Annotated in this window: 20 protein-coding genes; 10 read left to right on the top strand and 10 right to left on the bottom strand. The window is 64.7% G+C overall.

Features of this window, described 5'->3' with window-relative positions; genetic code table 11:
- Positions 1-16: 16 nt before the first annotated feature.
- Entirely contained in the window at positions 17-835 is an 819-nt protein-coding gene (locus tag ACSQ3Z_RS22195; RefSeq protein ID WP_436173407.1) for an N-formylglutamate amidohydrolase, read from the bottom strand.
- 158 nt (positions 836-993) lie between these two features.
- Here ACSQ3Z_RS22195 and ACSQ3Z_RS22200 point away from each other — a divergent pair, with 158 nt between their 5' ends.
- The 3 genes from ACSQ3Z_RS22200 (at position 994) to ACSQ3Z_RS22210 (ending at position 6,285) form a co-directional block, all read left to right on the top strand.
- On the top strand, positions 994-1,821 hold the full coding sequence (locus ACSQ3Z_RS22200; protein ID WP_436173408.1) for a MurR/RpiR family transcriptional regulator: 828 nt from the start codon (positions 994-996) through the stop codon (positions 1,819-1,821).
- Positions 1,822-1,993: 172 nt separating this feature from the next.
- Positions 1,994-3,157, top strand: coding sequence for an efflux RND transporter periplasmic adaptor subunit (locus ACSQ3Z_RS22205; RefSeq protein WP_436173409.1), 1,164 nt, complete (start codon positions 1,994-1,996; stop codon positions 3,155-3,157).
- Positions 3,154-6,285 carry an efflux RND transporter permease subunit gene (locus tag ACSQ3Z_RS22210; RefSeq protein ID WP_436173410.1) on the top strand — a complete coding sequence of 1,044 codons (3,132 nt, stop codon included), beginning with the start codon at positions 3,154-3,156 and terminating at the stop codon, positions 6,283-6,285. The genes ACSQ3Z_RS22205 and ACSQ3Z_RS22210 overlap by 4 nt, the downstream gene beginning before the upstream one ends.
- Positions 6,286-6,424: 139 nt before the next feature.
- Here ACSQ3Z_RS22210 and ACSQ3Z_RS22215 read toward each other — a convergent pair whose 3' ends face one another.
- Together ACSQ3Z_RS22215 and ACSQ3Z_RS22220 are read right to left on the bottom strand one after the other, a co-directional pair.
- A complete protein-coding gene (locus tag ACSQ3Z_RS22215) occupies positions 6,425-7,462 on the bottom strand; it encodes a zinc-binding dehydrogenase (protein ID WP_436173411.1) in 1,038 nt (345 codons plus the stop codon).
- Between the two features lie 49 nt (positions 7,463-7,511).
- On the bottom strand, positions 7,512-8,753 hold the full coding sequence (locus ACSQ3Z_RS22220; protein WP_436173412.1) for an acyl-CoA dehydrogenase family protein: 1,242 nt from the start codon (positions 8,751-8,753) through the stop codon (positions 7,512-7,514).
- A 125-nt stretch (positions 8,754-8,878) separates the two neighbouring features.
- On the opposite strand from ACSQ3Z_RS22220, the gene ACSQ3Z_RS22225 reads away from it, so the two are divergent.
- From ACSQ3Z_RS22225 to ACSQ3Z_RS22250, 6 genes are all read left to right on the top strand, one after another.
- A complete protein-coding gene (locus ACSQ3Z_RS22225; RefSeq protein ID WP_436173413.1) occupies positions 8,879-9,694 on the top strand; it encodes an SDR family oxidoreductase in 816 nt (271 codons plus the stop codon).
- Complete coding sequence (locus ACSQ3Z_RS22230; protein WP_436173414.1) at positions 9,694-10,218, top strand: MaoC family dehydratase; 525 nt, start codon at positions 9,694-9,696, stop codon at positions 10,216-10,218. Before ACSQ3Z_RS22225 ends, ACSQ3Z_RS22230 begins: the two co-directional genes overlap by 1 nt.
- The gene (locus tag ACSQ3Z_RS22235; protein WP_436173415.1) at positions 10,215-11,291 is read left to right on the top strand and encodes a phosphotransferase family protein; all 1,077 of its coding nucleotides are present in this window, start codon (positions 10,215-10,217) and stop codon (positions 11,289-11,291) included. Before ACSQ3Z_RS22230 ends, ACSQ3Z_RS22235 begins: the two co-directional genes overlap by 4 nt.
- A 19-nt stretch (positions 11,292-11,310) precedes the next feature.
- Positions 11,311-12,087: an SDR family NAD(P)-dependent oxidoreductase gene (locus ACSQ3Z_RS22240; protein WP_436173416.1), complete on the top strand. Its 777-nt coding sequence runs from the start codon at positions 11,311-11,313 to the stop codon at positions 12,085-12,087.
- A gap of 89 nt (positions 12,088-12,176) precedes the next feature.
- Complete coding sequence (locus tag ACSQ3Z_RS22245) at positions 12,177-12,821, top strand: TetR/AcrR family transcriptional regulator (protein ID WP_436173417.1); 645 nt, start codon at positions 12,177-12,179, stop codon at positions 12,819-12,821.
- Between the two features lie 296 nt (positions 12,822-13,117).
- The gene (locus tag ACSQ3Z_RS22250; protein WP_436173418.1) at positions 13,118-13,360 is read left to right on the top strand and encodes a DUF680 domain-containing protein; all 243 of its coding nucleotides are present in this window, start codon (positions 13,118-13,120) and stop codon (positions 13,358-13,360) included.
- A gap of 132 nt (positions 13,361-13,492) precedes the next feature.
- Here ACSQ3Z_RS22250 and ACSQ3Z_RS22255 read toward each other — a convergent pair whose 3' ends face one another.
- The 7 genes from ACSQ3Z_RS22255 to ACSQ3Z_RS22285 form a co-directional block, all read right to left on the bottom strand.
- Complete coding sequence (locus ACSQ3Z_RS22255) at positions 13,493-13,720, bottom strand: hypothetical protein (RefSeq protein ID WP_436173419.1); 228 nt, start codon at positions 13,718-13,720, stop codon at positions 13,493-13,495.
- 63 nt (positions 13,721-13,783) lie between these two features.
- On the bottom strand, positions 13,784-14,368 hold the full coding sequence (locus ACSQ3Z_RS22260; protein WP_436173420.1) for a sarcosine oxidase subunit gamma: 585 nt from the start codon (positions 14,366-14,368) through the stop codon (positions 13,784-13,786).
- Positions 14,361-17,354: a sarcosine oxidase subunit alpha gene (locus ACSQ3Z_RS22265; protein ID WP_436173421.1), complete on the bottom strand. Its 2,994-nt coding sequence runs from the start codon at positions 17,352-17,354 to the stop codon at positions 14,361-14,363. Before ACSQ3Z_RS22265 ends, ACSQ3Z_RS22260 begins: the two co-directional genes overlap by 8 nt.
- A complete protein-coding gene (locus ACSQ3Z_RS22270) occupies positions 17,351-17,647 on the bottom strand; it encodes a sarcosine oxidase subunit delta (RefSeq protein ID WP_436173422.1) in 297 nt (98 codons plus the stop codon). The genes ACSQ3Z_RS22265 and ACSQ3Z_RS22270 overlap by 4 nt, the downstream gene beginning before the upstream one ends.
- 12 nt (positions 17,648-17,659) lie before the next feature.
- The gene (locus ACSQ3Z_RS22275; protein WP_436173423.1) at positions 17,660-18,082 is read right to left on the bottom strand and encodes a hypothetical protein; all 423 of its coding nucleotides are present in this window, start codon (positions 18,080-18,082) and stop codon (positions 17,660-17,662) included.
- The gene (locus ACSQ3Z_RS22280) at positions 18,082-19,335 is read right to left on the bottom strand and encodes a sarcosine oxidase subunit beta (protein ID WP_436173424.1); all 1,254 of its coding nucleotides are present in this window, start codon (positions 19,333-19,335) and stop codon (positions 18,082-18,084) included. The genes ACSQ3Z_RS22275 and ACSQ3Z_RS22280 overlap by 1 nt, the downstream gene beginning before the upstream one ends.
- A 165-nt stretch (positions 19,336-19,500) precedes the next feature.
- The gene (locus tag ACSQ3Z_RS22285) at positions 19,501-20,202 is read right to left on the bottom strand and encodes a hypothetical protein (RefSeq protein WP_436173425.1); all 702 of its coding nucleotides are present in this window, start codon (positions 20,200-20,202) and stop codon (positions 19,501-19,503) included.
- A gap of 208 nt (positions 20,203-20,410) precedes the next feature.
- Here ACSQ3Z_RS22285 and ACSQ3Z_RS22290 point away from each other — a divergent pair, with 208 nt between their 5' ends.
- The gene (locus ACSQ3Z_RS22290; RefSeq protein WP_436173426.1) at positions 20,411-21,169 is read left to right on the top strand and encodes an SDR family oxidoreductase; all 759 of its coding nucleotides are present in this window, start codon (positions 20,411-20,413) and stop codon (positions 21,167-21,169) included.
- Positions 21,170-21,191: the final 22 nt, after the last annotated feature.

A 21,191-nucleotide genomic window follows, 5' to 3' on the forward strand; every position in this document is an offset into this window, starting at 1 on the left:
GTCCCCTTTTAAGTTCTTAGCTGGCCGATTGAACTGACTTTCCCACTGCACGTTGTCGGGAGCCCTTGGCCTCCTCGGGCTCCAGATCCAGAAAAATACCCGTGAGCATATCCGCCCATTTCCGCTGCCCGGTCTCGCCGGAAATCTCGTCGTTGCGGATTTCGATCATCGCGCAGGCAAGGCCGCGCGAGCGCGCGTGACGTTCCAGCGTGAAATAGACGCGGTCGGCCGGCGAATAGGGTTCGTTGACGCCGACGGTGACGCCGGCGAGACGCTGCAGCGCTGATATCAGCGGCGCCGCCAGCCGACGGTCCTCGTCATGGATGATGCCGATATGCCAGGGCCGGCTCTTGCCCTTGTAAACCGGCGTGAAGGAATGCACCGAAACCAGCCGCGTCTCCTGCCCCAGCGCCAGCCTTTTGTCGACGATCTCTGCGATCGTGCCATGGAAGGGCCGCCACGACAAAGCGACGCGCTCCGCGCGCTGCTTGTCCGACAGGCCGGCATTGCCTGGGATGATCGTGGTCTCGCTGATCGGCGGCACCAGGTCGGGCGCGTCGAGCGGACGGTTGCAGTCGATGACGAGGCGCGAGATGCCGGTTTCGACCAGTGTCGCATCGAGCGCCTCGGCCATGCGCCGGGCGACCGGCAGCGCGCCTGGATCCCAGGCGATGTGGCGCGAAAGGTCCTCGGCGGGGAGGCCGAGCGTGCCGAATTCGGCGGGCAGGAAGTTGGAGGCGTGGTCGCAGGTGAAGACGAACGGGCTCGATCCGCCTGGGTTGGTTACCCTTACGGTTTCAGGCGATGCAAGGCTGGCGGGCCGTGCTGTCTCCATAGTCTGCAGTCCCCAGGGGAGCGCTGTATCGTATGTTACGTATTTTGTCTCATTGCGTCCCTGTGGATGATTTCATACAGTTTGACTGGCTTTGTCAAACGCGATTTCGAGAAAGCGGCGCCGGCGCGGACAGGTGCGGACAAAGAGTGGGGGAAAACATGATTTCCAGCATTGCCGAACTGATCTCGGACCGCATAGGCGCGATGCCGGCAAGCGAGCGCCGCGCCGCACAAACGCTGATCGCCAACTACCCGCTGATCGGCCTGAAGACGGTCGCCGAATTCTCTGCCGCGGCAGGTGTGTCCTCGCCGACGATCCTGCGTTTCGTCGCCCGGCTAGGCTTCCAGAACTATCCCGAATTCCAGTCGGCGCTGCAGGACGAGCTGGCGGCGCAATTGCAGTCGCCGGCAACGAGGACGCTCAACCCGGCCTCACCCGGCGGCGGCGCGGTGTCGCCGATGCTGGAGGCGACCCTCGACAACATGCGCGAGACCTTCAGGCACCTGTCCGACAGACAGCTTGCCGACATTGCCGCGACCCTTGCCCATCGCCGCGGCAAGACCTTCCTGATCGGCGGCCGTTTCACCGATCCGCTGGCGCGCTACATGGCCGCCCACCTCGCCATCGTCCAGCCCGACGTCTACCACCTCGCCGGCCAGGAAAGCATCTGGCGCGACCGGCTGATCGACATGGGCAAGCGGGACGTGCTGGTGATCTTCGACATCAGGCGCTACCAGGACAGCTTGGTGCGCTTCGCCGAAACCGCGCATCAGCGCGGCGTGCACATCGTGCTGTTCACCGACCAGTGGCTGTCGCCGATCGCCCGCTTCGCCCGTCATGTCATTGCCGGTCGCACCGCCGTGCCTTCGGCCTGGGATTCCTCGGCGGCGCTTTTCGTCGTCGCGGAAACGCTGATCGGCGCCGTCACGCGGCAGCTCGAGACCGATGGCGCCAAGCGCATCCGTGAGCTGGAAAGCCTGCGCTGACAGTCCAGAATTCCTGGCGGCGGGACCGCCAAACGTTACGCAGATTTAATGTGCATGGCATCGGCAGAATTGCCATAAAGCCATGATACTTTTGTGGCTTCGCACAGACCGGGTGCGTTGCTGCGTTTTATGCTTGGGGAAAACCGGTAGACGTTTGCCAACCGGAGTGCCGATGGCCGCCTGGAAACAGATCGTTATTGCGCTTGTGGTCCTGGTGGCTGCGGCCGCCGCCTGGGTTCGCTTCTTTCCGGGCGCGCCGGAGGTGCTGGCCCGCTGGGGGATCGACTGGGCTTACGCCGCGGCGCCCAATGTGACGACAGGTGCGGTCGACACGACAAGGCAGGCAAGCGGCAGCAACGGCGCCGGCCAGCGCGCAACCGTCGTCGCCTTGCCGGCGGCCTCAGCCACCATCAACGACCGTCTGCAGGCGATCGGCACCGGCCGCGCCAACGCCTCCGTGACGGTCAATCCGTACAGTTCCGGCCGTCTCGCCGAATTTCTGGTTGCCTCCGGGACCCATGTCGAAAAGGGGCAGATTATCGCCACGCTGGATTCCGACACCGAGGTGATCGCGCAGGACCGCGCCAAGCTCGTCTTACAGGACTCGCAAAACAAGCTCGACAGGGTGATATCGCTGCGCGCTTCCAACGCCGCGACCCCGGTCGCCGTCGCCGATGCCGAAGTGGTGCTGGCGGTCGCCAAACTAGTACTTCGCGATGCCGAACTTGCCCTGCAGCGCCGCTCCATCGTCGCGCCGATCGCCGGCACCGTCGGCATCCTGCCGATATCGGCCGGCAACTATGTGACCAATCAGTCGGCGATCGCCACCCTTGACGATCGCTCCAGCATTCTGGTCGACTTCCTCGTGCCGGAGCGCTTCGCCGCCGCCGTCAAGGTCGGCGCGCAACTGTCGGCGACGCCGATCGCCAACCCGGCGCAGGCCTATACCGGCACGGTTTCAGCCATTGACAACCACATCGACGAGAACAGCCGCACGCTGCTGGTCAAGGCAACGATCGCCAACCCGGCGGATTCGTTGCGTGCCGGCATGTCCTTCCAGATCAGCATGAAATTTCCCGGCGACTCCTATCCGGCCGTCAGCCCGCTGGCCATCCAGTGGGGCTCCGACGGCGCCTATGTCTGGGCGGTGCAGGACGGCAAGGCGAAACGCGTCGCCGTGCGCATCATCCAGCGCAACACCGAAACGGTACTGATCGACGCGCCGATCGTCAGCGGCGACATGGTGGTGACCGAGGGCACCCAGAGCGTCAGCGAAGGCGGCGACGTCCGCATCGCCGGCGAGGAGCAGCGCGCCGCCGACGCTGACGGCTCATGACCGGCACCGCCAACGCCGCCAGCGAAACCGGCTTCACCGCGCTGTTCATCCGCAGGCCGGTCATGGCCCTGGTGCTGAATACGTTGATCGCGGTCGCCGGCCTTGCCGCCTTCTACGGTGTCGAGATCCGTGAATTGCCGGATGTCGACCGCCCTGTCATCACCGTCAGCACGGTCTTCGAGGGTGCGGCCGCCGAAACCGTCGACCGCGAGCTGACCGATACGATCGAAGGCGCGGTCGCCCGCGTCTCCGGCGTCAAGTCGATCTCGTCGACCTCCTCCTTCGGCTCCAGCCGCGTCACCATCGAGTTCAACGACGGCGTCGACCTCAATGTCGCCGCCTCCGATGTGCGCGATGCCGTCGGCCGTGTCGCCAACCAGATGCCGGACACCGCCGACCCGCCGCGCATCGTCAAGGCCGACGCCAATTCCGAACCGGTGATGCGGCTGGCGGTCACCTCCGACACCATGTCGGTGCAGGACATGACGGTGATTGTCCAGGACCAGATCGAGGATGAGCTTGCCGCCGTGCCCGGCGTCGCCGATGTCCAGGTCTCCGGTGATCGCGACAAGATCTTCCGTATCGACGTCGACCAGAACAAGCTCGCCAGCCACGGCTTCACCGTCGCTGACCTCAGGGCAGCTTTGGCCTCGGTCGCCTTCGATTCGCCGGCCGGCTCGATCACCACCACCAACCAGGACCTGATCGTGCGCACGACGGCGGACGTGACCACGCCCGACGAGTTCGAGAACATCATCATCGGCGGCAAGACGCGCATTCGCGACGTCGCCACCGTCACGCTCGGCCCCGACATCGGCCAGACCACTTTGCGTTCGGACGGCAAGACCGGCATCGGCCTCGGCATCATCCGCCAGGCGGAATCGAACACGCTGGACATCTCGACCGGCGTCAGGGCCGCCGTCGCCAAGCTGCAGCAGAACCTGCCTCAGGGCATGGCGATCAAGGTCACCAGCGACGACGCCGTGTTCGTCAACGGCGCCGTGCATGAGGTCGAGATCGCGCTGGCTCTGTCGGTCTCGATCGTGTTGATCGTCATCTACGCCTTCCTGCTCGACTGGCGCGCGACGCTCATTCCGGGTCTGTCGATGCCGGTGGCCATGATCGGCACCATCGCCGCGATCTATCTCGCCGGTTTCTCGGTCAACATCCTGACCCTGCTCGCGCTGGTGCTGGCCACCGGCCTCGTCGTCGACGATGCCATCGTCGTACTCGAAAACATCGTGCGCCGGCGCAACGAAGGCATGGGGCCCCGCGCCGCCGCCGTGCTCGGCGCGCAGGAGGTGTTCTTTGCCGTCATCGCCACCACGCTGACGCTGGTCGCCGTCTTCGTGCCGATCTCCTTCCTGCCCGGCCAGACCGGCGGCCTGTTCCGCGAGTTCGGCTTCGTGCTTGCCATGTCGGTGCTTTTGTCCTGCGTAGTGGCGCTGACGCTCTGCCCGATGCTCGCCTCGCGCATGCTGTCCAGCGCCTCGCTCCACCATGAAGGCGGCAACGGCATCGGCGCCCGCATCGGCGGCGCGCTGAACGCTGCCTACCGGCGCTGCCTGCATGCCTGCCTCGGCGCGCCATGGATCGTCGTTCTGGTGGCGCTCCTGTTTGCCGGCACAGCCTTCAGCCTGTTCGGCACCATCCGCCAGGAGCTGACGCCGAGCGAGGACCGCGCCGTCGTGCTGCTGCGCATCAGTGCGCCGCAAGGCGTCAGTCTCGACTACACGACACAGCAGATGCAGAAGATCGAGAAACTGATCCAGCCGCTGCGCGATTCCGGCGAAATCCGCGCCACCTTCGAGAATGCCGGCCAGAACGGCGCCTACAACAACGGCTTCATGGTGATGACGCTGGCGCCGTGGGACGAGCGCACGCGCAGCCAGCGCGAGATCATGGCCGAGATCAGCCAGCTGACCCGGCAGGTGCCGAGCGTGCGCGTCTTCCCGGTGCAGCCCAACAGCCTGGGCATTCGCGGCGCCGGCAACGGCCTGCAATTCGCGCTGGTCGGCAATGACCGCAAGGCGCTGGGCGAGGCGGCGGTCAAGGTCATCGACGAAATGCGCAAGGACCCGGGCTTCCAGTCGCCGCGGCTCTCCGTCGACCCGACGCAGCCGCAGCTAGCGGTCGCCATCGACCGCGAGCGCGCCTCCGACCTCGGCATCGACATCACCGGGCTCGCCAACACCTTGCAGGCGATGCTCGACGGCAATGACGTCGTCGATGTCTACATCGCCGACCGCAGCTACGGGGTGAAGCTGGTCTCGACGACCAATCCGATCAACGATCCGACCGATCTGGAAAACATCTTCCTGAAGACGGCCGATGGCCGCTTCGTGCCGATGTCGACCATCGCGACGCTGACCGAACGCGCCGTGCCGCCGTCGCTGACGCGTGAACAGCAGCAACCGTCAGTGGCTATCACCTCGAACCTGTCGGGCAATTTCGCCCTCGGCGACGCGCTGTCCCGCGCCGAGGAGATCGCCACGCCGCTGCTGCCGCCCGGCAGCCGCATCCTGCCGCTCGCCGAAGCCGCGACGCTGGGCGAAACCAACAGCGCCATGATCACCATCTTCGGCTTCGCACTGGTCATCACCCTGCTGGTGCTGGCCGCCCAGTTCGAAAGCTTCGTCAGCGCCATCATCATCATGGCGACGGTGCCGCTCGGACTTGCCTGCGCGATCTTCGCGCTTCTGCTCTCAGGCACCAGCCTCAACGCCTACAGCCAGATCGGCCTGGTGCTTCTGGTCGGCGTCATGGCCAAGAACGGCATCCTGATCGTCGAGTTCGCCAACCAGTTGCGCGACCGCGGGTTCGGCGTGCGCGAGGCGATCGAGCAGGCTTCGATCATCCGCCTGCGCCCGGTGATGATGACAATGATCTGTACCGTGCTCGGCGGCGTGCCGCTGGTGCTGGCCGCCGGTGCGGGTGCCGAGGCACGCATCGCGCTCGGCTGGGTGATCGTCGGCGGCCTCGGCCTCGCCACCGTCTCGACCCTGTTCCTGACCCCGGTCGCCTATCTTCTGCTCGGCCGCTTCGTCACGCCGAAAACGCATGAGGAAGCGCGTCTGAAGCGCGAATTGGAGGAAGCCGCCTACACCAACGTCGAGCCGGCGGAGTAGGTTCAGCTCTACTCTCCCCGTCGCCATACGGGGAGGATACCGGCAGGCAGGTGAGGGGCAGCGCCAGCCTTGCAAGCGAAAGCGCTGCCCGGCCCTTCGGGCCACCTCCCCCCGTAAACGGGGCGAAGGGAAGCCGCGCCTACGGCTTGATGAACACCTTGCCATTCGGCTTGGCGAGTTCTCCTGGAACCTTCGCCATCGCCTCGAACAGCGGCACCACCGCAGTCACATCCGTCGACCAGCGCCCATCGGAAAAGCGATTCTGCGCTTCAAGGATCGCCGGGCCGCGCTTGTCGCGGAACTGGCGCATCCATTCGCTCAGCCAAAAACCCTCGATATGCTTGTGCTGGAAGATCAGCTGGCCGGGCTCGCGGATGACCGTCGCCTCGGCATCGAGCCGTCCGTAGATGATCCAGCGCGAGCGCTTCGGCATGGCGTCGAAGATGGTCGAGGCCAGTGGCCCGGTCACCGCATCGAGGAAGATGCGCGGCTGCTCGGCCTTGATCACCTCGCGCAGCGCAGCCTTGAAGTCAGCCGCCTTCTCGTTGAGCACATGGGCCGCGCCGATCTCCTTCAGAAGCGGGATCTGCTCGTCGCGGCGCACGGTGACGATCGGCCTGTAGCCCTCCTCCTTGGCCAGACCTGCGATCAGCTTGCAGAGCTGGCTGGCGCCGGCGGTCATGATGAAGGCCTTCTCGCCCTCCTGCTTGACGATGTCGAACATGGCGAGCGCGGTGAGCGGATTGACGATCATCGCCGCACCATCCTCGTCGCGCACCGTGTCGAGGAGCGGAATGCAGACCACGGCCTCGGCGACGGCATATTCCGCCCAGGAGCCCCAATTGGTGACGCCGGTGGCGAAGGCGATGCGCTTGCCGACCAGGCTTTTGGGATAAGGCTCGTCGCCGCAGGCGACGACGATGCCAACCCCCTCGAAGCCGGCCGGCTGGCCCTTGGCGCGCGGCTGGCCATATTGGCCCTTGATGAAGGCGATGTCGGACGGATTGATCGAGGCGAGGCTGACCTTGATCAGCACCTGCGTCGGTCCGGGAGTCGGCACGGCGATTGTGCCCTGCTCTAGATACGGCTCCATCGCCTCCAGCGCGCTGGCGGACGGCGTTCTCGTATAGCCGGCGCCAACGAGCAGCAGCGCCTTCATCTCGGACGGAATGGCCATCGGGGGAACTCCTTGCTTGTCTCGCAGCGGTGACTGGCCGAGCCGCGGCTCAGACCTTTTCCTGCGTGTACTTCTTCAGCTCTGTACGCGCCACCTGCCGGCGATGCACGGCGTCCGGCCCGTCGGCCAGCCGCAGCGTCCTGAGATGCGTCCACGAGCGCGCCAGCGGCGTGTCCTGGCTGATGCCTTGCGCGCCGAACATCTGCACTGCCTCATCGGTGACTTTCAGCGCGACGCGCGGCGCGATCACCTTGATCTGGCTGATCCAGGGCGCTGCGGCGCGTGCATCGCCCTGGTCGATCATCCACGCTGCCTTGAGGCAGAGCAGCCTCGCCATCTCGATCTCCATGCGGCATTCGGCGATGATGTCGAAATTGGCGCCGAGCTTGGCCAGAGGCTGGCCGAAGGCCTCGCGCCGCACCGATCGCTGGCACAACATCTCCAGCGCCATCTCGGCCTGGCCGATGGCCCGCATGCAATGATGGATGCGGCCGGGGCCGAGCCGCCCCTGCGCGATCTCGAACCCCCTGCCCTCGCCGAGGATGAGGTTTCCCGCCGGTACCCGCACATTGTCGAATCTGAGATGCATGTGGCCATGCGGCGCATCATCGTCGCCATAGACCTGCATGGGCCGCGCCTTGGTCACGCCTTTCGCGTCCGACGGCACCAGGATCATCGAATGCCGGCGGTGCTGCGGCGCGTCGTCGCCACCAGTCCTGACCATGACGATAAAGATGGCGCAGCGCGGATCGCCGGCGCCCGAGGCCCACCATTTCTCGCCGTTCAGCACAAAGTCGCCGCCCTGCCGCTCGCAGCGCATCGAAATGTTGGTGGCGTCGGACGAGGCGACATCCGGTTCGGTCATCAGATATGCCGAGCGTATCTTGCCGTCGAGCAGCGGCTCCAGCCACTGCTGCTTGTGCTCGGCCGAGCCGTAGCGTTCCAGCACTTCCATATTGCCGGTGTCGGGCGCCGAGCAATTGAAAGTCTCGGCGCCGAGATGCGCCTTGCCCATCTCCTCGGCCAGATAAGCGTACTCGACGGTTGAGAGCCCGTAGCCGCGCTCGGAACCAGTCAGCCAGAAATTCCACAGGCCGCGCTCTCTGGCGGTCTTCTTCAGTCCTTCGAGGATTTCGGTCTGCCGGTCAGTGTAGACCCAGCGGTCACCGCCCTTGCCGATCTCGGCCAGAAACTCCTCGCCGAGCAGCATGATCTCGTCGCGCACCATCGCCGCGACGCGTGCGTGGATCGGCTTCAGCCGCTCGGTCATGCCCAGATTCATGTCCGACATCGATCTCCGGCCCTTTCGCGCAGCAGGCCCTTTACCCATGGCAAGGATGACCGTACTTCGGGTAGCCTTGTCAACGCGAGCCCTTTCGCCCGGCCGCGAGACAGGGGCAAGGCGGAGGAAATGCGATGAGTTATCTGGACGAGCTGTTTTCGGTCGCGGGCAAGACCGCGCTGGTCACCGGGGCCGCGACCGGTATCGGCCGCATGGCGGCGACAGCCCTGGTCAGGGCCGGCGCCAACGTCATGATCGCCTCGCGCAAGGGTGAGGATTGCGTCAAGGTCGCCGCCGAACTGAACGGTCTCGGGGCCTCCGGCCGCGCCGAGGGCTTTGCCGGCGATGTCTCCAGCGAGGCCGGCATTGCGGCTTTGGTCGCCGAGGTGAAGGCGCGCACCGAAAAACTGCACATCCTGATCAACAATGCCGGCATCTCCTGGGGCGCGCCGCTGGAAAGCTTCCCCTATTCAGCCTGGGCCAAGGTGCTCGGCGTCAACGTCACCGCCGTCTTCCACCTGACGCGTGAATTGCTGCCACTGCTCGACGCCGCCGCCAGAGACGACGATCCGGCAAGGGTGATCAATCTGGGCTCGGTGATGGGCACCCAGCCGCTTGCCGACGACGCCTATTCCTACACTGCCTCAAAGGCTGCCGTTCACCATCTGACACGCACGCTGGCGATCGAGCTCGCCGGCCGCCGCATCACCGTCAATGCCTTTGCCCCAGGCCCCTTCCAGAGCCGGATGACCGCTTTCGCCACTGGAACCGAGGAACAGGCGAAACATGTCGGCAACCAAGTTCCGATCGGCCGTATCGGCACCCCGGATGACATTGCCGGCGCAACGCTTTATTTGTGCAGCCGTGCCGGCAGTTATGTTACCGGCGCCATCCTGCCGATCGATGGCGGGCAGTCGGTGCAGCACGGGCTGAAATTGTTCAAGGATTGATGTGTCGGCCGGAGAAGCCGGCAGGCGAAGTGGAGGACATCAGCGTGGAACCGATCAGTCTCGATGTGCTTCTGGCCAGCGTCGGCAAGGAAGTCGGCGTGTCACCGTGGCGCATCGTCACGCAGCGCATGATCGACCAGTTCGCCGACGCCACCGACGATCACCAGTTCATCCATTGCGATCCCGAGCGCGCCAGGCTGGAGACGCCGTTCGGCGGCACCATCGCGCATGGCTTCCTGTCGCTGTCGCTGCTTTCGGCGATGACCTTCGAGACCATGCCGCCGCTCGAAAACGGCAAGATGGGCGTCAACCACGGCTTCGATTCGCTGCGCTTCCTGGCGCCGGTGAAGACCGGATCGCGCATCCGCACCCGTTTCGTGCTGGCTGACGTCAAGGTCAGGCCCTCGGGCTGGGTGCAGACCGCGCATGACGTGACCATCGAGATCGAGGGTTCGAAGAAGCCGGCGCTGACCGCCCGCTGGCTGACCCTGACGCTGATCGAGCGCCAGCCAGAGACGGCATGAGCGACTCGAACACGCTCGACAAGTCGGCGCTTGCGCTCGACAAGTCGGCGCTTGCGCTCGATCAGGCAGCGCTTGGGCCTTATCTCGAGGCACATGTTCCGCGCTTTGCTGGGCTTTCCGCGATCGAAAAGTTCAAATCCGGACAATCGAACCCGACTTATCTTTTGACGGCGGCAAGCGGCCGCTATGTGCTGCGCGCCAAGCCGCCCGGCCAATTGCTGAAATCCGCGCATCAGGTCGACCGCGAATTCAGGGTGATGCAGGCGCTTGCCGGAACAGCCGTGCCGGTGCCCGCCATGCTGCATCTGTCCGGTGAGGGCTCCCCGATCGGCCGCATGTTCTATGTCATGGAGTTCCTCGACGGCCGCATCTTCTGGGACCCGTCCTTGCCGGAAGCCTCCGGCAACGAAGAGCGCGCGGCGATCTACGACGCCATGAACGCGACACTTGCCGCACTGCACGGCGTTGATGTCGAAGCGACCAGGCTCGGCGACTTCGGCAAACCCGGCAATTATTTCGAGCGCCAGTTCGCCCGCTGGACCAGCCAGTACCGCGCCTCCGAAACCGGCACGGTGGCCGACATGGACCGGCTGATCGCCTGGCTCGAGACGCATATGCCGGCCGATGACGGCCGTGTCTCGCTGGTGCATGGCGACTACCGGCTGGACAACATGATCTTCGCCAAGGACGGGCCGCGGGTGCTGGCGGTGCTCGACTGGGAGCTGTCGACGCTCGGCCACCCCTTCGCCGACCTCGCCTATCAGTGCATGCAATGGCGGCTGCCGCACGCGTCGGGCTTTCGTGGTCTCGGCGGCATCGACCGCGCGACGCTCGGCCTGCCCTCGGAAGAAGCCTATGTCGACGCCTATTGCCGGCGGCGCGATCTTGCCGGCATCGGCAACTGGAGCTTCTTCCTCGCTTTCTCCTTTTTCCGGCTGGCGGCCATCTGCCAGGGCGTCTACCGGCGCGCGCTGGACGGCAACGCCTCCAATCCGGAGAAGGCGAGAACCTACGGCGAAGCGGTCAAGCTGCTCGCCGGCCTGGCGGTGAGATTGATCGACAAGAAGACTTGAAAATTGGGAGAGCTGAGCGATGGGTCGTTTCGACGGGGCGACGGTGCTGATCACGGGCGCTGCCGGCGGCCTCGGCCGCGGCGCGGCCAAGGGCTTTGCCGCCGAAGGCGCGCGGCTGGTGCTGTCGGATCTGGACGAAAAGGCGTTGGCCGCCTTTGCCGAAACGTTGGAGGCCGAGACGGCGATCCTTGCCGGCAACATCGCCGACGAAAAGCTGTCGGAAGACCTGGTGACGCTGGCGACGAAACGGTTCGGCCGGCTGGATGTCGCCGTCAACAATGCCGGCATCGTCCACAGCTTCGTGCGCCTGCCGCAAGTGGCATCCGACGATGCGCGCCGGGTGCTCGAGGTCGACCTTTTAGGCGTCTTCTTTGCGATGAAGCACCAGATCCCGCTGATGGAGCGGCAATTCAAGGCGACCGGCAAGGGCGGCACGATCGTCAACATCGCCTCGGTCGCCGGACTTGGCGGCGCACCGAAACTGTCGGTTTATGCCGCCGCCAAGCATGGCGTCGTCGGGCTGACCAGGTCTGCGGCCGCCGAATACGCCACCAAGGGCATCCGCATCAACGCCATCTGCCCGGCCCATACGCGCACGGCGATGGTCGACGGTTTTGTCCGCGGCAGCGGCGCGCCCGAGGCCGAAGCGCTGGCCGAGCTGACGCGGGGCGTGCCGATGAAACGGGTCGCGGAAGTGGATGAGGTCATCACCGCCATCCTGTTCGCCGCCGACCCAGCCAATTCCTTCATGACCGGCCACACGCTCGCCGTCGATGGCGGCATTGGCGCGATCTGACGTGACGCGGGGAACTTACCCCACCCTTGTCCGTTTTCGTACAGCGTATATAATTTAGTCAGGCAACCAACAACAAAGGCAGGCAGGAATTGCCGCTTAGCGTCCAGAACCGCCGTGAAAGACAGAAGGCCGAGCTGCGCTCCGAACTGGTCGAGGCGGCGCACAAGCTTGTGCAGGAAGAAGGCTATGAAGGCCTGACCATCCGCAAGCTGGCCAAGCGCGTCGGCTATGCGCCGATGTCGGTCTATTCCTATTTCGCCGACAAGCAGGACATCCTGTTCGCATTGGCCGAGGATGCATTCGAGACACTTGCCCGCCGCATCGAGGAGCATCCCTCCGACGATCCGATCGAAGCGCTGCAGGCGGTCATGACCGAATACGCCGCCTTCGGCCTCGGCAATCCCAATGAATATCGCACCGTCTTCATGACCGAAAAGACCAAGCCGCCAGAAGGCAGGTCCTACCAGGAGATGGAAGAGAGCAACCCGGCGATGAAGGCGCTGATCAGCAGGGTCGAGGCCTGCGTTGCCGCCGGCAAGCTCAAGGGCGATCCGCGCGCCATCGCCACCATGCTGTGGGCGGTCGGCCACGGCACGATCTCGCTGCTGATTACCTTTCCGTTCTACCCCTTCGGCGACCCGCAGGCTTTCGTGAAGCGGATGTGCGACTTCACGCTCGCCACGCTCTCGACACAGGACGTGCCGCCGCTGACCGAGACGCCGGTCAACTGCTGATAGTCCTGCAGTCCCACATCGTTTGATCCAGCCGGCGTCTGGAACATGATCCCCAACCGGGATCCGGCGTTTGCCTGCGCCGACCTTCGGCTCGGAAAAGATCTCGCTCAAACAAAGAGATAGAGCCCATCGCGATTTCGTCAGGATGGAGCAGGCTTTGCCGCGCCTTGCGGCATTTTGGCATTTTAAGAAAATTTGTTCGTACGTGTACGATTTCTGACTTGAAGTCCCGATCTCCGAGACGTATATGTACGCCGTATCGTACATGTACGAAAGAATTGAACCGGAGACAAACCATGAAAAAGACAATCCTCACCCTCGCAGCGGTGTTGGCGTTTTCAGGTGCGGCCTTCGCCGGCTCCACCCAGCCGACCAAGCAAGCGCCGGCTACGGCCTGCGTCCATACCAACGCCAATGTGAAGCTCGATTGCGGCACGACCGGCTCGGTCGAAAAGGCCGGCGCGACCAAGACCGACGCCGCCAAGGGCCCGCGTCTCGGCATCGACATCGATCCCTGGATCGTGCCCAGCACGTTCTAATCTAAGGTTGATACCGCTGGGCGGCGCTCTCCCCAAAGAACGAGGCCGCGGCGGCTCGAATTTGCCGATGAAGACAAAGGGCGGCAGGAGATCCTGACCGCCCGTTTTCATGTCGGGCGCACTGCCGGTGAGTTATTTCTTGCGCTGCTTTCGCCCGGCCACCGTCTTGGCCTTGCCGGGTCTTGCGGGAGCGCCGGAGATGGAGGTCGAAATTATCGACACCGGATCGCTGGCCGGGAACGTGTCCTCGAGGCCTTCCTCGAGTTCCTCTTCCGCGCTCACCTCGTGATCTCGTTCGCGTTCGAGCGAACGGACGGCAGCAGTCTTCCTGGCCGGCTTTGGCGCGGATTTCGTCGGCATCGGCATTCTCCCTCGGCCTGCGGAAGCAGAACGACCCTGCGCGGCAAACGTTCCTGACCTGCGTTAGGCCGCCGCGTCGCTCGCCGCCTCAGACAGCAGAGTAAAGACATAATCCGAGAACGAACGCCAGCATTCGACCCGGAAGGCGTCTGGTCCGCTGCGGAGCAGCACGACCTCGGACTTGCCCAGGATGGTGCGCGAGGCAGCACCCACCGGAAAGGCTTCGAGCGACAGATCCTGCGGGCAGCCGCCATTGATCGCCGCGGCGGCGGCCGGCCCGGTGACGGAAAAGGCGACGTTGCGGTGCGAGATGCCGACCGCTGAATGCAGCGCGGTAACCTTGGCGCAATCGGCGAGCGGATCTTTTCCGGCCTCGTCGATGACCAGCCATTCGTCCGGCCCAAGCCACAGCGCCGTGCGGCCGGCCTTCGTCGCCGAGGTCTTCGGCGTTGTCGGCAAGGTCACGCCAAGCGCCTTCGAAAGCGCTGCCACGGAAGCCTCCGGCGCGCGCAGCGAGATACGCTCGGCCGGCGGCATAACCTCGAGCTTGACGCCCGTTGCCGATACGCTGCGCCCGGCAAGCGCTGGACGGCGCTCTGCCGAGGACGACATCGCGGATGCATTGGTTTTCGCGGCAGCCTTAGCCATTGAGGCGCTCCCCCTTCTCGTCGAAGAACACCATTCCGGTGACCTCCACTTCGATCACCCCGTTCGGCATCGGCACGTACAGCGTCTCGCCCATCCGGTCGCGACCGCCGGCGACCAGCGCCAGCGCGATCGAACGGCCGCAATTTTCCGACCAGTAGCTCGACGTGACATGGCCGATCATCTTCATCGGGATCGCCTGCTTCGGGTCGCTGACGATCTGCGCGCCTTCTTCCAGCACCACTTTCGGGTCCTTGGTCTTCAGGCCGACGAGCTGCTTGCGGCCCTTGGCGACCAGGTCCGGCCGCGCCAAGCCGCGAATGCCGACAAAGTCGGTCTTCTTCTTGCCAACTGCCCAGTCGAGGCCGGCATCGTTCGGCGTCACCGTGCCATCGGTGTCCTGGCCGACGATGATGTAGCCCTTTTCGGCGCGCAGCACGTGCATGGTCTCGGTGCCGTAGGCGACCGCGCCATGCTTCTGGCCCTCGGCCCACAGCGCTTCCCAGACGGCCTGGCCATAGTCCGCCGGCACATTGACCTCGAAGCCGCGCTCGCCGGTGAACGACATGCGGAACAGCCTGGTCGGCACGCCACAGATCTTGCCTTCGCGCACCGACATATGCGGCAACGCCTCGTCCGACATGTCGATGCCCTCGACCAAGGGTTCGATAATCTTCCGCGAGCTCGGTCCCTGCACGGCGATGACCGCCCATTGCTCGGTGATCGAGCTTAGCCAGACATTGAGATGCGGGAACTCGGTCTGGAGATAGTCCTCCATATGGTTCATGACGCGCGGCGCACCGCCGGTCGTCGTCGTCACATGGAAGCGATCAGGAGCCAGCCTGCCGACGACGCCGTCATCATAGATGAAGCCGTCTTCGCGCAGCATGATGCCATAGCGGCAGCGGCCGGGCTCCAGCTTCTCCCACGGATTGGTGTAGAGCAGCTCCATGAACTTGGCGGCATCCGGCCCGACCACTTCGATCTTGCCCAGCGTCGAGGCATCGAACAGGCCGGCCGTCTTGCGCACGCCGACGCATTCGCGGTCGACGGCGGCATGCATGTCCTCGCCGCCCTTCGGGAAATACCAGGCACGCTTCCACTGGCCGACATCCTCGAACACGGCACCTTGGGCCTCGGCCCAGGGATGGATCGCGGTTCTGCGGGTCGGGTCGAAGAGCGGACCCCGCGCGTGTCCAACGATCGAGCCGAAGGTGACCGGCGTATAGGGCGCGCGGAATGTGGTGAGGCCAACCTGAGGGATCGGCTTGCCCAGCGTCTCGGCGGCAATCGCCAGGCCATGCATGTTGGAGGTCTTGCCCTGATCGGTCGCCATGCCGTTGGTGGTGAAGCGCTTGACGTGCTCGATCGAATGCATGCCTTCATGCACCGCCTGGCGGATGTCCTTGGCGGTGACGTCGTTCTGGAAATCGACGAAAGCCTTGACCGTCGTATCCGGCCCGGCGCCGGGAGCCGCACCCAGCATGCCGCGCGACCAGCTCTCGCCGGCGTCGACTTTCGGCTTCGTACCCTTGGCGGCTTTGGCGCCTGCGTCCTTCGCCGCCTTGGCGCCAGCCGCATAGGCCTCGTCGATCGTCGCCGACAGCCCGTCGGTGCCGTTGCAGGCGCCGACCGAAACGCAGTCCTGCGCGTAGGTGCCGGGCACGAAGCGCTTGGTCTCGTCGTTGAAGGCGACCTTGCCGCGCGACTGCGAGAAGAGATGCACCGACGGCGTCCAGCCGGCCGACATCAGGATCGCGTCGACCGGGATGGTGCGCTCGCCGCCGCCATTCTTCGGCTGCACGGTCATCGAGGTCACCCGCAATTTGCCGCCGGCGCGAACCACCGCGCGACCGAAATTGATCTCGATGCCGAGCGCCCTCGCCTCGTCGATCACCGGCCCGGTCGGGTTGTCGCGCAGGTCGACGATGGCCGCGATGTTGACGCCGGCCTTCTTCAGGTCGATCGCCGCCGCATAGGCGGAGTCATTGGCCGTGTAGACGCCGACATTCTTGCCGACGGCAACGCCGTAATGGTTGAGATAGGTGCGTGCGGCGGAAGCCAGCATGATGCCGGGACGGTCGTTGTCGGCAAATACCATGTGGCGCTCGATGGCGCCGCTCGCCAGCACGACGTGTTTGGCGCGAACCTGCCACAGCCGCTCGCGCGGCAGGTCGCGACCCGGATTTTGCAGATGGTCGCTGACGCGCTCGACCAGCCCAACGAAATTCTGCGCGTAGTAGCCGAACGCCGTCGTGCGCGAGAGCACGCGGACATTGTCCATCGCCTTCAGCTTGGCGATCGCGCCTTGTGCCCAGGCAAAACCGTCCTGGCCGTCGATCCTGGCGCCAGTCTCGAAACGCAGGCTGCCACCGAACTCCGCCTGCTCGTCGGCCAGCATGACGCTGGCGCCGGTTTCGGCTGCAGCAAGCGCTGCGGCGATGCCGGCGGCACCGCCGCCCAGCACCAGCACGTCGCAATGCGCGAAGCGCGCCGAATAATGGTCGGGATCGGGCCGGTCCGGCGACACGCCGAGGCCGGCCGCGGCGCGGATCTTCGGTTCGTAGAGGCTTTTCCACGCGGCCTTCGGCCACATGAAGGTCTTGTAGTAGAAGCCGGCCGAAAAGAATGGCGAGGCGATGTCGTTGACGGCACCGACGTCGAAGGCAAGCGACGGCCAGCGGTTCTGTGACTGCGCGGCCAGCCCGTCATAGAGCTCCTGCACGGTTGCCCGCACGTTCGGCGTCTTGCGCGCATCGTCGCGCGCAATCTGGACAAGCGCATTGGGCTCTTCCGCGCCGGCGGACAGGAAGCCGCGCGGACGGTGGTACTTGAACGAACGGCCGACGAGATGGACGCCGTTGGCAAGCAAGGCCGAGGCCAGCGTGTCACCTTCGACGCCGGCGTAAGCCTGGCCGTCGAAGCTGAAGCGGGCCGACTTCGCCTGCTCGAGGCGCCCGGCGCCGGGAATGCGGAACGCGCCGCTCATTTGGCAACTCCAGGCAGCTTCGACGGCTTCGGCTCGCCGGCCTTGTAGGTCATGATGAACTTGTCGGTGACGGTGTCGCGCACGGCGTTGAAAAAGCGCGCGCAGCCATGCATGTGCCGCCAGCGCTCGTAGATGACGCCCTTGGGATTCGAGCGGATGAAGAAGAACTTCTCGAAATCGTCGTCGCTTTCGCCGGCGATGTTGGTCGAGCGCGCGATATGCGCCTCGCCGGCGTTGCGGAACTCGAGTTCCGGGCGCTCTTCCTCGCAATAGGGGCAGCGGATGAGAAGCATTGTGCTTGGTTCCTACAATTCGCCGTGGCCGACATGGGCGCCGGCCGGTTGGTAGCAAAGCTTCTGGCCCAGGGTCGCGAAGGGCGCGACCTGCCGGATGCGTTCCTCAATGCTTGCCGCCGGGCGGAACAGCTCGCGATCGGCCATGTTGCCGAAAGTGAGCAGTACCGGATCGGTCGTCACGATGACGTGGCGCGGCTGGAATGTCTCGCCGTCCTCGAGATCGGCCGGTCTGTTTTCCAGGAAGCTGACCACTTTCTGGCCGCCGCTCCAGACGCAGGCCAGCACCCCCGCATCGACGGAAAACGGCCAACCGGTCTCGTTTTCGGCGCGGCTGATCGGCTGCAGGCGCACTTCTTCAGCCGACGGAAAATGAAACATCCCCTGCTCGCTGGCGAGCACCAGCGGCACCGCGACAGCCATCTCGGTCATCATCAGTGCGCCACCGCCGCCGCCGCCGCCTCGTCGATCAGACGGCCGGTGCGGAAGCGCTCGATGGTGAAGGGCGCGTTGATCGGGTGCGGGTCGTCCTTGGCGATGGTGTGTGCAAAGACATGGCCCGAGCCCGGCGTCGCCTTGAAGCCGCCCGTGCCCCAGCCGCAATTGACATAGAGGCCGGGCACCGGCGTCTTGGCCAGGATCGGCGAGCGGTCGGGCGTCACGTCGACGATGCCGCCCCAGGAACGCAGCATCTTCATGCGCGTGAAGATCGGGAACATCTCGCAGATGGCGTCGAGCGTATGCTGCAATATGTGCAGGCCGCCGGTCTGCGAATAGGAGACATACTGGTCGGTGCCGGCGCCGATCACCAGCTCGCCCTTGTCGGACTGCGAGATGTAGGCATGCACCGTGTTCGACATCACCACGCAAGGCACCACCGGCTTGACCGGCTCCGAGACCAGCGCCTGCAGCGGATAGCTTTCCAGCGGCATGCGCACGCCGGCCATGTTCATGATCACCGAGGAATGACCTGCCGCGACCACGCCGACCTTCTTGGCGCCGATGAAGCCGCGCGTCGTGTCGACGCCCATGACCGCGCCATTGGCAGCGCGCTTGACGCCGGTGACCTCGCAATTCTGGATGATGTGGACGCCGCGCGCCGAAGCGCCGCGCGCATAGCCCCAGGCCACCGCATCGTGGCGCGCCGTGCCGCCGCGCCGCTGCAAGGCGGCGCCCACCACCGGATAGCGCGCCTGCTTGGAGATATTGAGCGGCGGGCAGAATTCCTTCGCCTGCTCGGGCGTCAGCCATTCATTGTCGATGCCGTTCAGCCGGTTGGCATGCACATGGCGCTTCAGCACCTGGATGTCGTGCACATTGTGGGCGAGCATCATGACGCCGCGCGCCGAATACATGACGTTGTAGTTGAGCTCCTGGCTGAGCCCGTCCCACAGCTTCAGCGCATGGTCGTAGATGCCGGCGCTCTCGTCATAGAGGTAGTTGGAGCGGATGATGGTGGTGTTGCGGCCGGTGTTGCCGCCGCCGAGCCAGCCCTTTTCCAGCACCGCGACATTGGTGATGCCGTGCACCGTGGCGAGATAATAGGCGGTGGCCAGGCCATGGCCGCCGGCGCCGACGATGATGACGTCGTATTCCTTCTTCGGCTCGGGCGAAGACCATTGCTCTTCCCAGCCCTTATGGCCGCGCATGGCCTCACGGGCGATGGCGAATACCGAATATTTCTTCACGTTCTAGCCTCGCGGATGGGACGGCCGGGCCAGCAATCGGCCGGACGAGCGAGGTGTATCACTAGCGAAAAGGCGTTGCCACCCTTGCACTGTTTGCGACGGCGCTTGCCGTTTTGCGCCATGGCGAAAAAGACCGGTGTATCGCAACCCATGCAACGCACGAGCCTATGGGGAAGAGGCCCGTTTTCTAGACAAGGTAGAAGACCAAACGGCATAGATCGGTGTCAGATGGATGCGATAGGAAGCGGCCGCGATCTCCCTGACTTCGACGTCATGCGACGCTTCAGCCATCGCCAGGAACTGCTCGTCGACCACATAGCGCGGCCTGACTGCGACGGCTGCACCGAAGCGCCGAACAAGCAGATTTGGATGATCGAGCAACCACCGCACTGTGTCGGTTGTCGCATTGAGGTACTGGCCGTGAGCCTTTGCCAGGATCGGGAATGCTGAGTCCCGGCAGAGTGCGGCGGCATTTTCCACTGCGAGGCGTAGCTGCCACCGCTCTGCAAGGCGGATGAACTCCGCTACCTTCCATCGGACACCGAAAGCCTCGTCATCCAGCCTGAGCATCACGCGGCCGAGAATGGCTCCATCTGCCGGCGTCGTGCATCCCAGAAGCGCCTCGATTGCATCGAACCTGATCCGCACAACTTTGTTGTCGAGCAGATCGGCGATCTCCGCGACAACGCAATTCATCTTGTAACTTATCCGGGAACTGGCTTCAGCCGTCAAAAAAGCGGCGGCAGCCTGCGTATGAAGATTGCCGGACGTCAGCAGCGGCCGGAGGTTTTCAAGCGGAAAGCCTTTGTGAAATTCCGATTGAAGAGCGAACGTCAACTCGCTGTCGCCCTCGAAGCCGGGGGCCAACAACTTGCTCATTATGTCTTGGGGGGTCATTGGAATGGGTGGCGCGTCCACCCGCAAGGTTGAATGGCGACTTGGTAGCCCGGTGTCCATCCGGCGTCAAGAAATCTTCGCCGATGCCTTCGCACGTATCGGGTGGCCCGCGCCGCCGCAGGCTGCGATCACCGTCCCGATTGCCGGCGATGCTGGCGCGAAGAAAAGGATGCAGAAAATGTTCGCACTCGCCAACAAGGTCGCCATCGTCACCGGAGCCAGTTCCGGCATCGGCCGCGCCACCGCAAAACTCTTTGCCGAGGAAGGCGCCAAGGTCGTGGTCGCGGCTCGCCGGCAGGCAGAGCTCGATGCCTTGGTCGATGAGATCGAGGATGCCGGAGGAACGGCCGTCGCGCTTGCCGGCGACGTCAGGGACGAGGCCTATGCAAAAACGCTTGTCGATCTGGCTGTCGAAAGCTTCGGTGGCCTCGACATCGCCTTCAACAATGTCGGCGCGGTCGGCCAGATGGGGTCGATCTCCGAACTGTCGCTGGAGGGGTGGCGCGAGACGCTCGATACCAATCTCACCAGCGCGTTTCTCGGCGCGAAATACCAGGTGCCAGCGATGGTCGAGCGCGGCAGCGGCTCGCTGATCTTCACCTCGACCTTTGTCGGCCACACTGTCGGCATGCCAGGCATGACCAGCTATGCGGCAAGCAAGGCCGGCCTGATCGGCTTGACGCAGGTGCTTGCCGCCGAATACGGCCCGAAGGCCATTCGGGTCAACGCGCTGCTGCCGGGCGGCACCGATACGCCCGCGGCGACATTCAAGACACCGGAATCGCGGGCCTTCGTCGAAAACCTGCATGCGTTGAAGCGCGTCGCCGAGCCCAAGGAGATCGCCCGCTCGGCGCTCTATCTCGCCTCCGACGCGTCGAGCTTCACCACCGGAACCGCGCTGTTTGCCGATGGCGGCGTCTCGATCAACCGGACGTGAAGAGTTTTCCCGGCGAATAGGC

Origin of the sequence: Mesorhizobium sp. LjNodule214, assembly GCF_964252735.1 — a bacterium.
In the GTDB taxonomy this organism is placed as follows: Bacteria; Pseudomonadota; Alphaproteobacteria; order Rhizobiales; family Rhizobiaceae; genus Mesorhizobium.

Bases quoted from the DNA above. Each gene is read 5' to 3' on its own strand.
- ACSQ3Z_RS22215 (WP_436173411.1), bottom strand. From the start codon at position 7,462: ATGGCCATTCCGTCCGAGATGAAGGCGCTGCTGCTCGTTGGCGCCGGC.
- ACSQ3Z_RS22195 (WP_436173407.1), bottom strand. From the start codon at position 835: ATGGAGACAGCACGGCCCGCCAGCCTTGCATCGCCTGAAACCGTAAGG.
- ACSQ3Z_RS22220 (WP_436173412.1), bottom strand. From the start codon at position 8,753: ATGTCGGACATGAATCTGGGCATGACCGAGCGGCTGAAGCCGATCCAC.
- ACSQ3Z_RS22240 (WP_436173416.1), top strand. From the start codon at position 11,311: ATGGGTCGTTTCGACGGGGCGACGGTGCTGATCACGGGCGCTGCCGGC.
- ACSQ3Z_RS22260 (WP_436173420.1), bottom strand. From the start codon at position 14,368: ATGGCTAAGGCTGCCGCGAAAACCAATGCATCCGCGATGTCGTCCTCG.
- ACSQ3Z_RS22205 (WP_436173409.1), top strand. From the start codon at position 1,994: ATGGCCGCCTGGAAACAGATCGTTATTGCGCTTGTGGTCCTGGTGGCT.
- ACSQ3Z_RS22255 (WP_436173419.1), bottom strand. From the start codon at position 13,720: ATGCCGACGAAATCCGCGCCAAAGCCGGCCAGGAAGACTGCTGCCGTC.
- ACSQ3Z_RS22225 (WP_436173413.1), top strand. From the start codon at position 8,879: ATGAGTTATCTGGACGAGCTGTTTTCGGTCGCGGGCAAGACCGCGCTG.
- ACSQ3Z_RS22270 (WP_436173422.1), bottom strand. From the start codon at position 17,647: ATGCTTCTCATCCGCTGCCCCTATTGCGAGGAAGAGCGCCCGGAACTC.
- ACSQ3Z_RS22290 (WP_436173426.1), top strand. From the start codon at position 20,411: ATGTTCGCACTCGCCAACAAGGTCGCCATCGTCACCGGAGCCAGTTCC.
- ACSQ3Z_RS22250 (WP_436173418.1), top strand. From the start codon at position 13,118: ATGAAAAAGACAATCCTCACCCTCGCAGCGGTGTTGGCGTTTTCAGGT.
- ACSQ3Z_RS22200 (WP_436173408.1), top strand. From the start codon at position 994: ATGATTTCCAGCATTGCCGAACTGATCTCGGACCGCATAGGCGCGATG.
- ACSQ3Z_RS22230 (WP_436173414.1), top strand. From the start codon at position 9,694: ATGTGTCGGCCGGAGAAGCCGGCAGGCGAAGTGGAGGACATCAGCGTG.
- ACSQ3Z_RS22265 (WP_436173421.1), bottom strand. From the start codon at position 17,354: ATGAGCGGCGCGTTCCGCATTCCCGGCGCCGGGCGCCTCGAGCAGGCG.
- ACSQ3Z_RS22210 (WP_436173410.1), top strand. From the start codon at position 3,154: ATGACCGGCACCGCCAACGCCGCCAGCGAAACCGGCTTCACCGCGCTG.
- ACSQ3Z_RS22275 (WP_436173423.1), bottom strand. From the start codon at position 18,082: ATGATGACCGAGATGGCTGTCGCGGTGCCGCTGGTGCTCGCCAGCGAG.
- ACSQ3Z_RS22235 (WP_436173415.1), top strand. From the start codon at position 10,215: ATGAGCGACTCGAACACGCTCGACAAGTCGGCGCTTGCGCTCGACAAG.